Source organism: Geodermatophilus sp. SYSU D00815, assembly GCF_054050035.1.
In genome coordinates, this window is sequence record NZ_JBJGYO010000049.1 from 1 (window position 1) to 13,558 (window position 13,558).

Below are 13,558 nucleotides of genomic sequence, written 5' to 3' on the forward strand. Positions count from 1 at the left end.
GTTGGGGGGTGGGGGCGTCGCCGCCGCGCCCCCCCCCCCCCCCCCCCCCCCCCCCCCCCGGCCCCCCCCCCCCCCCCCCCCCCCCCCCCCCCCCGGATCGGGGTGCTGGCACCATCGCCCGCGGCGCCGGCCGGCCGAAGCATCAGGGGCATGCCGACCGACGCCCCCGCCCGTCCCCGCGACTCCCACGTGCACGACCACGCCGAGCTGGCCCGGCAGGTGCGGGAGGCCGGCCTGCTGCGGCGCCGGCCGTCGGCGTACGCGCTGCGCGCCGCCCTGCTGGCCGCCGGGTTCGCCGGCGTCGCGGCCGCCTTCGTCCTGCTCGGCTCCTCGTGGTGGCAGCTGGCGGTGGCCGCCGGGCTCGGCGCGCTGCTCGCGCAGGTCGGCTTCCTCGCCCACGACGCCGCCCACCGGCAGGTGTTCGCCTCGCCCCGCGCGAACGAGCGGGCGGCCCTGGTGCTGTCGAACCTCGTGCTGGGCCTGAGCTCCGGCTGGTGGGCCCGCAAGCACGGCCGCCACCACGCCAACCCGAACAGGAGGGGCGCCGACCCCGACATCGCGCCCGACGTCGTCGTCTTCACGCCCGAGGACGGCGCCGCGGCCCAGGCCGCCGGGGGAGTCCGGGCGTGGGTGGCCGCGCGGCAGGGGTGGCTGCTGTTCCCGCTGCTGCTGCTCGAGGGGCTCGCCCTGCACCGCGGCGCCGTGCGCCACGTGCTGCGGGAGCGGCGCCCGGCCGAGGCGGTGCTGCTCGCCGTGCGGCTGGTCGGGCTCCCCGTCCTGCTGCTCGCGGCGCTGCCGGCCGGCCTCGCGGTCGCGTTCCTCGCCGTCCAGCTCGCCGTGTTCGGGCTGCTGCTCGGGGGCACCTTCGTCGTCAACCACGTCGGCATGCCGGTCGTGCCGCCCGACGTGCGCATCGACTTCCTGCGCCGGCAGGTGCTGGTCTCGCGCAACATCCGCGGCGGCCGCGCCGTCGACCTGCTCATGGGCGGGCTGAACCGGCAGGTCGAGCACCACCTGTTCCCGAGCATGCCGCGGCCGAACCTGCGGCGGGCGCAGCCGGTCGTGCGGGCCCACTGCGCCGAGAAGGGGGTGCCGTACACCGAGACCGGCCTGCTCGGGGCGTTCGGCGAGGTCGTGCGGTACCTGAACCGGGTCGGGATCGGCGCCCGCGCGCAGGCGCAGTGCCCGATGACCGCCGCGCTGCGGTCAGCCCGGTGACCGCACGACCTCGGCCGTGCGCGCGTCGGCGGGCAGGAACGCCTCGATGCTCACCTCCGCCGCGGTGAGGTCGACGGCGGTGCCGAACGTCGTCACCGTGCTGAGGAAGGACAGCTCGGCGTCCCCGGCGCGGATCCGCAGTGGGACGGCGATGCCGTCCGGCGGGCGCGGGTCCAGCCCGCCGGGCAGCAGCGACAGCTCGCGGTGCAGCGCCGCCAGCGCCGGGTCGCCGGAGAGCCGGGCCTCGCGGCCGAGGCGGTGCAGCACGTGCGCCCGCCACTGGGGCAGGTTGCGGATGCGCGGCGCCATCCCGTCGGGGTGCAGCGACAGCCGCAGCACGTTGACCGGCGGTTCGAGCAGCCGCGGGTCGACGCCGGCGGTGAGCAGGGCGACGCCGCGGTTGCCCGCGACGAGGTGCCAGCCGCGGTCGACGACGACGGCCGGGAAGGGGTCGTAGGCGGCCAGGACCGTGTCGAGCGCGGCGCGGACGGCGGCCATGTCGGGGGAGTCCAGCCCCCGGCGGCCGTAGACCGGGGCGTACCCGGCGGCGACCAGCAGCTCGTTGCGGGCGCGCAGCGGCACCTCGAGCTGCTCGGCCAGGTGCAGCACCATCTCGCGGCTGGGCCGCGCCCGCCCGGTCTCGACGAAGGACAGGTGGCGGGCCGAGACGCCGGCCTCGCTGGACAGGTCGAGCTGGGACAGGCGCCGGCGCTGCCGCCAGCTGCGCAGCAGGTGCCCCACCGGCGGCGACGTCATGGCGCCGACCGTAGGGGGCCGGTCGCCCCGCGTCGCTTACCTCGCAGGTAATCGACCCGCTTCCCCCGGCGGGCCACGGTTCTCCCAGCGCCGCCGGCCGGGCGGCCCGATCGAGAGGACGAACCGTGAGCGACTGGACCACCCTCGCCGAGCGCTACATCGCCGCGTGGAACGAGACCGACGACGAGGCCCGCCACGCCGCGGTGGCCGACCTGTGGACCGCCGATGCCCGCTACGTCGACCCGCTGGTGGACGTCAGCGGCGCCGACGGCATCGCCGCGACCATCGGCGCGGTGCAGCAGCGGTTCCCCGGCTTCGTGTTCCGGCTGGCCGGCCCGGTGGACGGCCACCACGACCAGCTGCGGTTCTCGTGGGAGCTGGGCCCGGCGGGGCAGCCGGCGCCGATCGCCGGCTCCGACGTCGCGGTCACCGACGGCAACGGCCGGCTCCGGACGGTGCTCGGCTTCCTCGACCGCGTGCCGCAGTCCTGATCCCACCGTTATCCCCAACAGAAGCGCCGCGTCGGTGGCGGCGATCAGGTCACCTGATCCCGACGGCTCCTCCCTCGTGGTGCGGCGCGGGGGAGGAGCCGTTACGGCGGGGGAGGACGCCCCGGGAGGGGGCCGGAAGACCCGCTCGTGAACGGCTATGCATGGCTGTGTATGGTCATGCACATGACAGGGCGGACGTGGACGGTCGGGGTCACCGGCGCCACCGGGTACGCGGGGGGAGAGGTGTGCCGGCTGCTGGCCGGGCACCCGAACCTGCGGCTGTCCGGGGTGCACGCCAATGCCAGCGCCGGCCGACGCCTGGGCGAGCTGCAGCCGCACCTGCTGCCCTTCGCCGACCTCGAGGTGCGGCCCAGCACCGCCGACGAGCTGGCCGGCTACGACGTCGTCGTCCTGGCGCTGCCGCACGGCGAGTCGGCCGCCATCGCCGCGCAGCTGCCCGACGACACCCTCGTGATCGACTGCGGCGCCGACCACCGGCTGAACGACCCGGCGGCCTGGGCCCGCTGGTACGGCGGCGAGCACGCCGGCACCTGGCCGTACGGCCTGCCGGAGCTCCCCGGCCGGCGCGAGCAGCTCAGGGACGCCCGGCGGATCGCCGTCCCCGGCTGCTACCCGACGTCGGTCACCCTCGCGCTGGCCCCCGCGCTCGCCGCCGGCCTGGTCGAGCCCGACGTCGTCGTGGTCGCGGCCAGCGGCACGAGCGGCGCGGGCAGGTCGGCCAAGCCGCACCTGCTCGGCAGCGAGGTCATGGGCTCGGTGAGCGCCTACGGCGTCGGCGGCGTGCACCGGCACACGCCCGAGATGGTGCAGAACCTCTCGCAGGCCGCCGGCGGGCCGGTCACGGTGAGCTTCACGCCGACCCTGGTGCCGATGAGCCGGGGCATCCTCGCCACCTGCTCGGCGCCGCTCACCCCGGGCACCGACGCCGAGGCCGCCCGCGCCGCCTACGCCAAGGCCTACGCCGACGAGCCGTTCGTGCACCTGCTGCCCGAGGGCCAGTGGCCCACCACGGCCCAGGTGCTCGGCGCCAACACCGTCGCGCTGCAGGTCGCCGTCGACCCCGACGCGGGCCGGCTGGTCGTCGTCGCCGCCGTCGACAACCTCACCAAGGGCACCGGGGGAGCGGCGGTCCAGTGCGCCAACCTGGCCCTCGGCCTGCCCGAGACCACCGGCCTCCCGGTCGTGGGGGTGGCGCCGTGAGCCGCGACCCCGACGCGCGGGTGGGCATCGCAGCGAGGCCTGCGAGCGAGGAGCGGAGCGAGTGCGGAGTGGAGCCGAAGTGAGCGTCACCGCGCCCGCGGGCTTCCGGGCCGCCGGCGTCGCCGCCGGGCTGAAGTCCAGCGGCGACCCCGACGTCGCGCTGGTCGTCAACGACGGCCCGGACGACGCCGCGGCCGCCGTCTTCACCACCAACCGCTTCCCCGCCGCGCCGGTGCAGTGGAGCCGCCAGGTGCTGCAGTCCGGCAGGCTGCGCGCCGTCGTCCTCAACTCCGGGGGCGCCAACGCCTGCACCGGGCCCGAGGGCTTCGGCGACACGCACGCCACCGCCGAGCACGTCGCCGCGGAGCTCGGGCTGGGCGCGATCGACGTCGCGGTGGCGAGCACCGGGCTGATCGGCGTCCGGCTGCCCATGGACAAGCTGCTCGCCGGCGTCACCGACGCGGCGAAGGCGCTCTCCGCCGACGGCGGGCCGGACGCCGCCCGGGCGATCATGACCACCGACACCGTGCCCAAGACGACCGTGCAGTCCCGCGACGGCTGGACCGTCGGTGGCATCGCCAAGGGCGCCGGCATGCTCGCCCCCAGCCTGGCCACGATGCTCGTCGTCCTCACCACCGACGCGGTGGTGCCGGCCGAGGTGCTGCAGCGGGCGCTGGCGGCCGCGACTCGCGTCAGCGTCGAGCGGGTCGACTCCGACGGCTGCCTGTCCACCAACGACACGGTCATCGCGATGGCCAACGGCGCCAGCGGGGCGACGCCCACGGAGGGCGAGCTCACCGAGGCGCTCACCGCGGCCGCCACCGACCTGGCCATGCAGCTGCTGGCCGACGCGGAGGGCTCCACCAAGGACATCGCGATCACGGTGCGGAACGCGGCCACCGTGGAGGACGCGCTCACCGCCGGCCGCGCGTGCGCCCGCAACAACCTGCTCAAGACGGCGCTGTTCGGCAACGACCCCAACTGGGGCCGGGTGCTCGCCGCGATCGGCACCACCGACGCCGCCTTCGAGGCCGACCGGGTCGACGTCACCATCAACGGCGTCACCGTCTGCCGCGGCGGCGCGATCGGCGACCCCCGCGAGGGCGTCGACCTCACCGGCCGCGCGATCGCCATCGACGTCGACCTGAACGCCGGCACCGAGCAGGCGACGATCTGGACCAACGACCTGTCCCTCGCCTACGTGCACGAGAACTCGGCCTACTCCACATGACCGCGAAGAACGCCCAGGACCCCACGCCGCCCGACGTCCCGCTCGACGTCGTCCCGCCGAAGCCGCGGATCGGCACCACCCGCAAGATGCGCACGCACGACCCCGAGGGCGACGCGCTCAAGGTCGCCGTCCTCACCGGCGCGCTCCCGTGGCTCAAGGAGTTCCACGGCAACGTCGTCGTCGTGAAGTACGGCGGGCACGCGATGGTCGACGAGGAGTGCCGCCGCGCCTTCGCCGAGGACATGGTCTTCCTGCGCACCTGCGGCATCCACCCGGTCGTGGTGCACGGCGGCGGCCCGCAGATCACCGAGATGCTCACCCGGCTCGGCATCACCAGCGAGTTCCGCGGCGGGCTGCGGGTCACCACCCCGGAGACCATCGACGTCGTCCGGATGGTGCTCACCGGCCAGGTCGGTCCCGACATCGTCGGGCTGATCAACCAGCACGGCTCGCTGGCCGTGCACCTGTCCGGTGAGGACGGCGGGCTGTTCACCGCCGAGCGCACGCACGCGGTGATCGACGGCCGGCCGGTCGACATCGGCCTGGTCGGCGACGTCGTCGCCGTCGACCCGACGCCGATCACGGCGCTGCTCGAGGCCGGGCACATCCCGGTCGTGGCCAGCGTCGCCCCGGACAAGGACGGCGTGGTGCACAACGTCAACGCCGACACCGCGGCCGCCGCGGTCGCGGTGGCGCTGGGCGCGGTGAAGCTCGTGGTCCTCACCGACGTCGAGGGCCTCTACGCCGACTGGCCCGACCGCGACTCGCTGGTGCAGCAGGTCGACGCCGCCGAGCTGGCCGAGATCCTGCCCACCCTGGACGCCGGGATGATCCCCAAGATGGCCGCCTGCCTGCGGGCGGTGGAGGGCGGCGTGCGCCGCGCGACGGTCGTCGACGGCCGGATGCCGCACGCCCTGCTGCTGGAGATGTTCACGACCGAGGGCACCGGGACGATGGTCGTCCCCGCCGCCCGGGAGGCCTGATGACCGCGACGGAGCAGCTGGCCACCCGCTGGTCGGCCGTGATGATGAGCAACTACCGGACCCCGCCGGTCGCCCTGGCCCGCGGCGCCGGCGCGACGGTCTGGGACGTCGACGGCCGCGAGTACACCGACCTGCTCGGCGGCATCGCGACGACGATCCTCGGCCACGCCCACCCCCGGGTCGTCGAGGCGATCACGAAGCAGGCCGCCACCCTGGGGCACGTCTCGAACCTGGCGATGCACGAGCCCGGCGTGGCGCTGGCCGAGCGGCTGCTGGAGCTGGCCGGCCGGCCCGGGCGGGTCTTCTTCTGCAACTCCGGCGCCGAGGCCAACGAGGCCGCCTTCAAGCTCAGCCGGCTCACCGGGAAGACCGAGGTGATCACCGCCGAGGGCGCCTTCCACGGCCGCACCATGGGCGCCCTGGCCCTCACGGGCCAGCCGTCCAAGGCCGCCGCGTTCGCCCCGTTGCCCGGCGGCGTGTCGTACGTGCCCTACGGCGACGCCGACGCGCTGGCCGCCGCGGTGTCGGAGCGGACGGCGATGGTGCTGCTCGAGCCGGTGCTCGGCGAGGGCGGCGTCGTCCCGGCGCCGGCCGGCTACCTGGCCGCCGCGGCAGGCGCCGCGCAGGACGCGGGTGCGCTGTTCGCCGTCGACGAGGTGCAGACCGGTACCGGCCGCACCGGCCACTGGTTCGCGCACCAGGCCGACGGGCTGCAGCCCGAGGTGATCACCCTGGCCAAGTCGCTCGGCGGCGGGCTGCCGCTCGGCGCCGTGCTCGCCTTCGGCGAGGCGGCCGAGCTGATGACCGCCGGCTCGCACGGCTCCACCTTCGGCGGCAACCCGATCGCGGCCGCCGCGGCGCTGGCCGTGCTCGACACCATCCGCGACGAGGGCCTGCTCGAGCGCGCCAAGGAGCTCGAGCACCGGTTCACCGCCGGCATCGAGGGCCTCGGCCACGCCGGCGTGCGCGCGGTGCGGGGGCGGGGTGCACTGCTCGGCGTCGTCCTCGCCGCCGACGTCGCCGGCGCCCTGGAGGCCGAGCTGCGCGCGGCCGGCTTCCTCACCAACGCCGTCGCCCCGGGGGTGCTGCGCCTGGCGCCGTCCCTGGTCCTCCCCGACGGGCAGGTCGACGCGTTCGTCGCCGCCCTGCCCGCCGCCCTCGACGCCGCGCTGACGACGGCCGAGCGAGCATCGCAGGGAGCGCCAGCGACCGAGGAGCGGGACGAGGCCGGAGCCGAGCCGTTCAACACAGCCCTGGAGACCCAGCAGTGACCCGGCACTTCCTCAAGGACGACGACCTCACCCCCGCCGAGCAGGCCGAGGTCCTGGCGCTGGCCGCCGACCTCAAGCGCACCCGGCACACCGCGCAGGCGCCGACCCCGCTGGCGGCGCCGAACGGCGTGCCGCGCGCGGTCGCCGTCCTGTTCGACAAGCCCTCCACCCGCACCCGGGTGTCCTTCTCCGTCGGCGTCGCCGAGCTCGGCGGCTACCCGCTGGTGATCGACGCCGGGTCCAGCCAGCTCGGCCGCGGCGAGCCGGTGGAGGACACCACCCGGGTGCTCGACCGGCAGGTGGCCGCGATCGTCTGGCGCACCTTCGGCCAGGACCGGCTGGAGGCGATGGCCGCGGTCAGCCGCGTGCCGGTGGTCAACGCGCTCACCGACCTCTACCACCCGTGCCAGATCCTGGCCGACCTGCAGACGGTCGTGGAGCGGAAGGGCAGCCTGGCCGGCCGGTCGCTGACCTACCTCGGCGACGGCGCCAACAACATGGCGCACTCCTACCTGCTCGGCGGCGCGACCGCGGGCATGCACGTGCGGATCGGCTCGCCGGAGGAGTTCCACCCCGACCCCGCCGTCCTCAAGCGGGCGGCCGAGATCGCCGCGGAGACCGGCGGCTCGGTGGCGTGGACCGTCGACCCGGCGGCCGCGGTCGACGGCGCCGACGTCGTCGCCACCGACACGTGGGTGTCGATGGGCCAGGAGGACGAGTACGACGCCCGGGTCGCGCCGTTCCTGCCGTACGCCCTCGACGAGGCGGCGCTGGAGCGGGCGGCGGACGGCGCCGTCGTGCTGCACTGCCTGCCCGCCTACCGCGGCAAGGAGATCGCCGCCGGGGTCATCGACGGGGCGCAGAGCGCGGTGTGGGACGAGGCGGAGAACCGGCTGCACGCGCAGAAGGCGCTGCTGCTGTGGCTGCTGGAGCGATCGGGGTGACCGGCGCCCTCACCCGCAGCGCCCGGCAGGCCCGCATCCGCGAGCTGATCGAGGCCCGGCCGGTCACCTCGCAGACGCAGCTGGCCGGCCTGCTCGCCGGGGACGGCATCGAGGTCACCCAGGCGACGCTCTCGCGCGACCTGGAGGAGCTCGGCGCGGTCAAGCTGCGCGGGTCGGACGGCGCCCCGGCGTCCTACGTGCTGCCCCCCGAGAACGCCCCGCTGCGCCCGGCGCAGGCCGCCCCGGCCCGGCTCACCCGCCTGCTGGCCGACCTGCTCACCGGCGCCGAGGGCAGCGCCAACCTGGCGGTGCTGCGCACCCCACCGGGCGCCGCGCAGTTCCTCGCCTCCGCCATGGACAAGGTCGGCCTGCCCGACGTCCTCGGCACGATCGCCGGCGACGACACCGTGCTGGTGATCTCCCGGCAGCCCGACGGCGGGCCGGCCCTGGCCGACCGCCTGCGCGCGCTCGCCGAGCGGACGCCGGCCGTCTACCCCGAGCTGAAGAACGACCTGGAAGAGAGCACACCGTGACAGAGCGCGTGGTCCTGGCCTACTCCGGTGGCCTGGACACCTCCGTGGCCATCGGCTGGATCGCCGAGGAGACCGGCGCCGAGGTGATCGCCGTCGCCGCCGACGTCGGCCAGGGCGGCGAGGACATGGAGGTGATCCGGCAGCGCGCCCTGGACTGCGGGGCCGTCGAGTCGGTCGTCGCCGACGCCCGCGCCGAGTTCGCCGACCGGTTCTGCCTGCCGGCGCTGCAGGCCGACGCCCTCTACATGGACCGCTACCCGCTGGTCTCGGCGCTGTCCCGGCCGCTGATCGTCGAGCACCTCGTCGCCGCCGCGAAGCACCACGGCGCCTCGACGGTGGCCCACGGCTGCACCGGCAAGGGCAACGACCAGGTGCGCTTCGAGGTCGGCATCGGCGCGCTCGCGCCCGACCTGCGGGTGCTCGCGCCGGTCCGCGACTCGGGCATGACCCGCGACAAGGCGATCCTCTTCGCCGCGGAGCGCGGGCTGCCGATCGCCACCACCAAGAAGTCGCCGTACTCGATCGACCAGAACCTGTGGGGCCGCGCCGTCGAGACCGGCTTCCTCGAGGACATCTGGAACGCGCCGGTCGAGGACGTCTACGAGTACACGGCCGACCCCACCGTCCCCCGGGACCCGGACGAGGTCGTCATCGGCTTCACCGCCGGCGTCCCGACCTCGCTCGACGGGCGGCCGGTCACCGTGCTGCAGGCGATCGAGGAGCTCAACCGGCGCGCCGGCGCGCAGGGCGTCGGCCGGCTGGACATGGTCGAGGACCGCCTGGTCGGCATCAAGAGCCGCGAGGTGTACGAGGCGCCCGGCGCGATCGCGCTGATCACCGCGCACCAGGAGCTGGAGAACGTCACCGTCGAGCGGGACCTGGCCCGGTTCAAGCGGACGGTCGGCCAGCGCTGGGGCGAGCTGGTCTACGACGGCCTGTGGTTCTCCCCGCTCAAGCGGGCCCTCGACGCCTTCCTCGCCGAGTCCCAGCAGCACGTCACCGGCGAGATCCGGCTGACCCTGCACGGCGGCCGCGCCACGGTGACCGGACGGCGCAGCGAGCAGTCGCTCTACGACTTCGGCCTCGCCACCTACGACACCGGCGACACCTTCGACCAGGGGCTGGCCAAGGGGTTCGTCCAGCTGTGGGGCATGCCGTCGAAGCTGGCGGCCGCCCGGGACCAGCGGGTGGGCGCGTGACCGCGGGGACGTCGCAGACCCGCCTCTGGGGCGGCCGCTTCGGCGGCGGCCCCTCCCCGGCGATGGCCGCGCTGTCCAAGTCGACCCACTTCGACTGGAAGCTGGCGCCGTTCGACCTGGCCGGCTCCCGGGCGCACGCCCGCGTGCTGCACCGGGCCGGGCTGCTCACCGACGACGAGCTCGAGCAGATGCTCGGCGCGCTGCACGAGCTCTCGGCCGAGGTCGCCGACGGCACGTTCGTCGCCGTCGAGTCCGACGAGGACGTGCACGAGGCCCTCGAGCGCGGGCTGACCGAGAAGCTCGGCACCCTCGGCGGCAAGCTGCGCGCCGGCCGCAGCCGCAACGACCAGATCGCCACCGACCTGCGGCTGTACCTGCGCCACACCGTGCGGGCGCTGGTCGGCGAGCTGGCGTCGCTGGAGTACGCGCTGATCGGCCTGGCCCAGCGCTACGAGGACGTCCCGGCGCCGGGCATGACGCACCTGCAGCACGCGCAGCCGGTGCTCATCGCCCACCAGCTGCTGGCGCACGCGCACGCCTTCGCCCGCGACGTCGACCGGCTGCGCGACTGGGACCGCCGCGCCGCGGTGAGCCCCTACGGCTCCGGCGCCCTGGCCGGCTCGTCGCTGCCGCTGGACCCCGACGCGGTCGCCGCCGAGCTCGGCTTCGACCGCGCCTCGGACAACTCCATCGACGGGGTGAGCGACCGCGACTTCGCCGCGGAGTTCTGCTTCGCGGCGGCGCTCATCGGCGTCCACCTCTCCCGGCTGGGGGAGGAGGTCGTGCTGTGGACGTCGACCGAGTTCGGCTGGGCCCGGCTCGACGACGCCTGGGCCACCGGGTCGTCGATCATGCCGCAGAAGAAGAACCCCGACATCGCCGAGCTGGCGCGGGGGAAGTCCGGCCGCTTCGTCGGCAACCTGACCGGGCTGCTCACCATGCTCAAGGGACTGCCGCTGGCCTACGACCGCGACCTGCAGGAGGACAAGGAGCCTGTCTTCGACTCCATGGAGCAGCTGCTCCTCCTGCTGCCGGCGGTCACCGGGATGGTCGCGACGCTGACCCTGCGCCCGGAGGTCCTCGAGGCGGCCGCGCCGCAGGGTTTCGCCCTCGCCACCGACGTCGCCGAGTGGCTGGTCCGGCAGGGCGTGCCGTTCCGCTCGGCGCACGAGATCAGCGGCGAGATGGTCGCCTTCTGCGAGCAGGCCGGGCTCGAGCTCGACCAGCTCGACGACGACCAGCTCGCCGGCATCGACGAGCGCCTCACCCCCCAAGTCCGGTCGGTGCTGTCCGTGCCGGGCGCGCTGGCCGCCCGCAGGGCCCGGGGCGGGACGGCGCCGGAGCGGGTGGCCGGCCAGATCACGGCGCTCGAGGCCCTGGCGACCGAGCACGCCGACTGGTCGACGTCCTCGCCCGTGGCGGCCGCGCTCTGACCGGTCCCGGGCCGCTGCTCACGGCGGCCGACCTGGAGGGCCGACCCGAGGAGGTCGCCCCGTCGCTGCTCGGCTGCTGGCTGGTGACCGACCGGCCCGAGGGCACGGTCGCCGTCCGGCTCACCGAGGTCGAGGCGTACTCGGGGCAGGGCGAGGACCCCGCGGCGCACTCGCACCGCGGGCCGACGCCGCGGGCGGAGATCATGTTCGGCCCGCCGGGGAAGCTGTACGTGTACTTCAGCTACGGCGTGCACTGGTGCGCCAACGTCGTCGTCGCCCCCGCCGGGGTCGGCTCGGCCGTGCTGCTGCGCGCGGGCGACGTGGTGGAGGGGGAGGAGCTGGCCCGGTCCCGCCGCCCGGCCGCCCGGGCGGCTCGCGACCTCGCCCGCGGCCCGGCCCGGCTGACCCAGGCGCTGGCGATCGGTCCCGGGGACAAGGCCGCCGACCTGCTGTCGCCGTCGTCGCCGGTGCGCCTGCACCGGGGGAAGCCGCCGGGCTCGGTCTCCACCGGACCGCGGGTGGGGATCAGCGTGGCCACCGACCTGCCGTGGCGGTTCTGGGAGACCGGCGCGGCGTCGGTGAGCGCCTTCCGGGCGGGCGGCAAGCCACGTCGCCGGCGCGGCGGGCAGGATGGTGACCCGTGACCACGCCAACCGACCGCGGAGTGATCGACGAGCTGCACCGGCGGGGGCTCATCGCCCAGAGCACCGACGAGGAGGCGCTGCGGGCGCACCTCGCCGAGGGGCCGGTCACGTACTACTGCGGGTTCGACCCCACCGCGCCCAGCCTGCACGTCGGGCACCTGCTGCAGTTCATGGTGCTGCGGGCCCTGCAGCGGGCCGGGCACCAGCCCATCGTGCTGGTGGGTGGCGCCACCGGGCTGATCGGCGACCCGAGGCCGTCGGCGGAGCGGCAGCTCAACGACCGCGAGACGGTGGCCGGCTGGGTGGACCGCATCCGCACGCAGGTCGCGCCGTTCCTCGAGATCCCGGCCGAGCGGGACGGGCTCAAGCCGCCCATCTACGTCGACAACCTGGACTGGACGCAGCCCCTCTCGGCGATCGACTTCCTGCGCGAGCTCGGCAAGCACTTCCGGGTGAGCCGGATGCTCGCCAAGGAGGCGGTGTCGGCGCGGCTGAACTCCGAGGCCGGCATCAGCTACACCGAGTTCAGCTACCAGATCCTGCAGGCCAACGACTTCCGCGAGCTCTTCCTCCGCTACGGCTGCACGCTGCAGAGCGGCGGGTCGGACCAGTGGGGCAACCTGACGGCCGGCATCGACCTGGTGCGCCGCACCGACGGCGCCGCCGTCCACGCGCTCTCCACGCCGCTGGTGACCAAGTCCGACGGCACGAAGTTCGGCAAGAGCGAGGGGGGCAGCGTCTGGCTCGACCCGGTCCTGACGAGCCCCTACGCGTTCTTCCAGTTCTGGCTCAACGCCGACGACGCCGACGGCCGCGCGTGGCTCCCCCTCTTCTCGGAGCGCCCGGCGGAGGAGATCGAGGCGCTCGTCGCCGAGTCGCTCGAGCGGCCGGCAGCCCGCGCGCCGCAGCGGGCGCTGGCCGAGGAGCTGACCCTGCTGGTCCACGGCCCCGACGAGCTCCGCCAGGCCGAGGCGGCCGGCCGGGCGCTGTTCGGACGCGAGGACCTCTCGGCCCTCGGCCCCGAGACGCTGGGCGCCGCCCTGCGCGAGGCCGGCTACGTGACGGTCGAGGGGGAGACGCCGACCATCGCGCACCTGTTCCAGCTCGCGGGCCTGGTCGGCAGCCTGTCCGAGGCCCGGCGCACCGTGAAGGAGGGCGGCGCCTACCTCAACAACGAGCGGGTCACCGACGCCGACGCCGTGCCCGCGGAGTCGGACTGGCTGGCCGGCGGGTGGCTGGTCCTGCGGCGCGGCAAGCGGTCGGTCGCGGGCGTGCAGCGGCGCCCGTCCTGACGCGTCGAGGACGTGTCGGGCAGGTGTTCCGCGAGTTACGGAACGGTGTCGGGCGTCACCGTCCTCCTCGTTTGACACGACCTGCGGGGGCACGTAACTTTCTTGGTGCGCCGCGCGGGCCGGGAGGCCAGCCGGGGAGCCCCTGGAGGAGCCCACCGGTCGCGGTGTAGGGTAGGACTTCCGCCGACGACGAAGCCCGGAAGGGCCGGTTCGTTGCGCGTCCGCTCCTTGAGAACTCAACAGCGTGCCGAAAGTCAGTGCCAAGTAACAACCCCCGGATGCTCGGGCCCGGTTGGGTTCGGGTGGGGATTCCTTTGGTTGATGGATATCGCGATCTGTCAG

The 13,558-nt window shown here is 75.2% G+C and carries 13 protein-coding genes; 12 read left to right on the plus strand and 1 reads right to left on the minus strand.

Annotated elements, in window-relative coordinates; genetic code table 11:
* Positions 1-150: 150 nt before the first annotated feature.
* Complete coding sequence (locus ACI78S_RS24595; protein ID WP_456977614.1) at positions 151-1,218, plus strand: acyl-CoA desaturase; 1,068 nt, start codon at positions 151-153, stop codon at positions 1,216-1,218.
* Here ACI78S_RS24595 and ACI78S_RS24600 read toward each other — a convergent pair.
* Positions 1,207-1,974 carry a helix-turn-helix domain-containing protein gene (locus ACI78S_RS24600; protein ID WP_456977615.1) on the minus strand — a complete coding sequence of 256 codons (768 nt, stop codon included), beginning with the start codon at positions 1,972-1,974 and terminating at the stop codon, positions 1,207-1,209. The two genes, ACI78S_RS24595 and ACI78S_RS24600, sit on opposite strands and share 12 nt — an antisense overlap.
* Before the next feature lie 125 nt (positions 1,975-2,099).
* Between ACI78S_RS24600 and ACI78S_RS24605 the strand changes: the two genes are divergently transcribed.
* From ACI78S_RS24605 to tyrS, 11 genes are all read left to right on the plus strand, one after another.
* Positions 2,100-2,465, plus strand: coding sequence for a nuclear transport factor 2 family protein (locus ACI78S_RS24605; protein WP_456977616.1), 366 nt, complete (start codon positions 2,100-2,102; stop codon positions 2,463-2,465).
* A gap of 183 nt (positions 2,466-2,648) precedes the next feature.
* Positions 2,649-3,686 carry an N-acetyl-gamma-glutamyl-phosphate reductase gene (gene argC, locus ACI78S_RS24610; protein ID WP_456977617.1) on the plus strand — a complete coding sequence of 346 codons (1,038 nt, stop codon included), beginning with the start codon at positions 2,649-2,651 and terminating at the stop codon, positions 3,684-3,686.
* Between the two features lie 79 nt (positions 3,687-3,765).
* Positions 3,766-4,917 carry a bifunctional glutamate N-acetyltransferase/amino-acid acetyltransferase ArgJ gene (gene argJ / locus ACI78S_RS24615; protein WP_456977618.1) on the plus strand — a complete coding sequence of 384 codons (1,152 nt, stop codon included), beginning with the start codon at positions 3,766-3,768 and terminating at the stop codon, positions 4,915-4,917.
* The gene (argB, locus tag ACI78S_RS24620) at positions 4,914-5,900 is read left to right on the plus strand and encodes an acetylglutamate kinase (RefSeq protein WP_456977619.1); all 987 of its coding nucleotides are present in this window, start codon (positions 4,914-4,916) and stop codon (positions 5,898-5,900) included. The genes argJ and argB overlap by 4 nt, the downstream gene beginning before the upstream one ends.
* On the plus strand, positions 5,900-7,171 hold the full coding sequence (locus tag ACI78S_RS24625) for an acetylornithine transaminase (RefSeq protein WP_456977620.1): 1,272 nt from the start codon (positions 5,900-5,902) through the stop codon (positions 7,169-7,171). Before argB ends, ACI78S_RS24625 begins: the two co-directional genes overlap by 1 nt.
* Positions 7,168-8,115: an ornithine carbamoyltransferase gene (gene argF / locus ACI78S_RS24630; RefSeq protein WP_456977621.1), complete on the plus strand. Its 948-nt coding sequence runs from the start codon at positions 7,168-7,170 to the stop codon at positions 8,113-8,115. The genes ACI78S_RS24625 and argF overlap by 4 nt, the downstream gene beginning before the upstream one ends.
* Complete coding sequence (locus ACI78S_RS24635) at positions 8,112-8,648, plus strand: arginine repressor (RefSeq protein ID WP_456977622.1); 537 nt, start codon at positions 8,112-8,114, stop codon at positions 8,646-8,648. Before argF ends, ACI78S_RS24635 begins: the two co-directional genes overlap by 4 nt.
* A complete protein-coding gene (locus ACI78S_RS24640) occupies positions 8,645-9,847 on the plus strand; it encodes an argininosuccinate synthase (protein WP_456977623.1) in 1,203 nt (400 codons plus the stop codon). The genes ACI78S_RS24635 and ACI78S_RS24640 overlap by 4 nt, the downstream gene beginning before the upstream one ends.
* Entirely contained in the window at positions 9,844-11,280 is a 1,437-nt protein-coding gene (gene argH, locus ACI78S_RS24645) for an argininosuccinate lyase (RefSeq protein WP_456977624.1), read from the plus strand. The genes ACI78S_RS24640 and argH overlap by 4 nt, the downstream gene beginning before the upstream one ends.
* Positions 11,281-11,294: 14 nt before the next feature.
* Positions 11,295-11,924, plus strand: coding sequence for a DNA-3-methyladenine glycosylase (locus ACI78S_RS24650; RefSeq protein WP_456977626.1), 630 nt, complete (start codon positions 11,295-11,297; stop codon positions 11,922-11,924).
* On the plus strand, positions 11,921-13,216 hold the full coding sequence (gene tyrS / locus ACI78S_RS24655; RefSeq protein ID WP_456977625.1) for a tyrosine--tRNA ligase: 1,296 nt from the start codon (positions 11,921-11,923) through the stop codon (positions 13,214-13,216). The genes ACI78S_RS24650 and tyrS overlap by 4 nt, the downstream gene beginning before the upstream one ends.
* Positions 13,217-13,558: the final 342 nt, after the last annotated feature.

Excerpts from the sequence above, each read along its gene's own strand:
- ACI78S_RS24595 (WP_456977614.1), top strand. The coding sequence starts at position 151 with ATGCCGACCGACGCCCCCGCCCGTCCCCGCGACTCCCACGTGCACGAC.
- ACI78S_RS24600 (WP_456977615.1), bottom strand. The coding sequence starts at position 1,974 with ATGACGTCGCCGCCGGTGGGGCACCTGCTGCGCAGCTGGCGGCAGCGC.
- argC (WP_456977617.1), top strand. The coding sequence starts at position 2,649 with ATGACAGGGCGGACGTGGACGGTCGGGGTCACCGGCGCCACCGGGTAC.
- argB (WP_456977619.1), top strand. The coding sequence starts at position 4,914 with ATGACCGCGAAGAACGCCCAGGACCCCACGCCGCCCGACGTCCCGCTC.
- ACI78S_RS24625 (WP_456977620.1), top strand. The coding sequence starts at position 5,900 with ATGACCGCGACGGAGCAGCTGGCCACCCGCTGGTCGGCCGTGATGATG.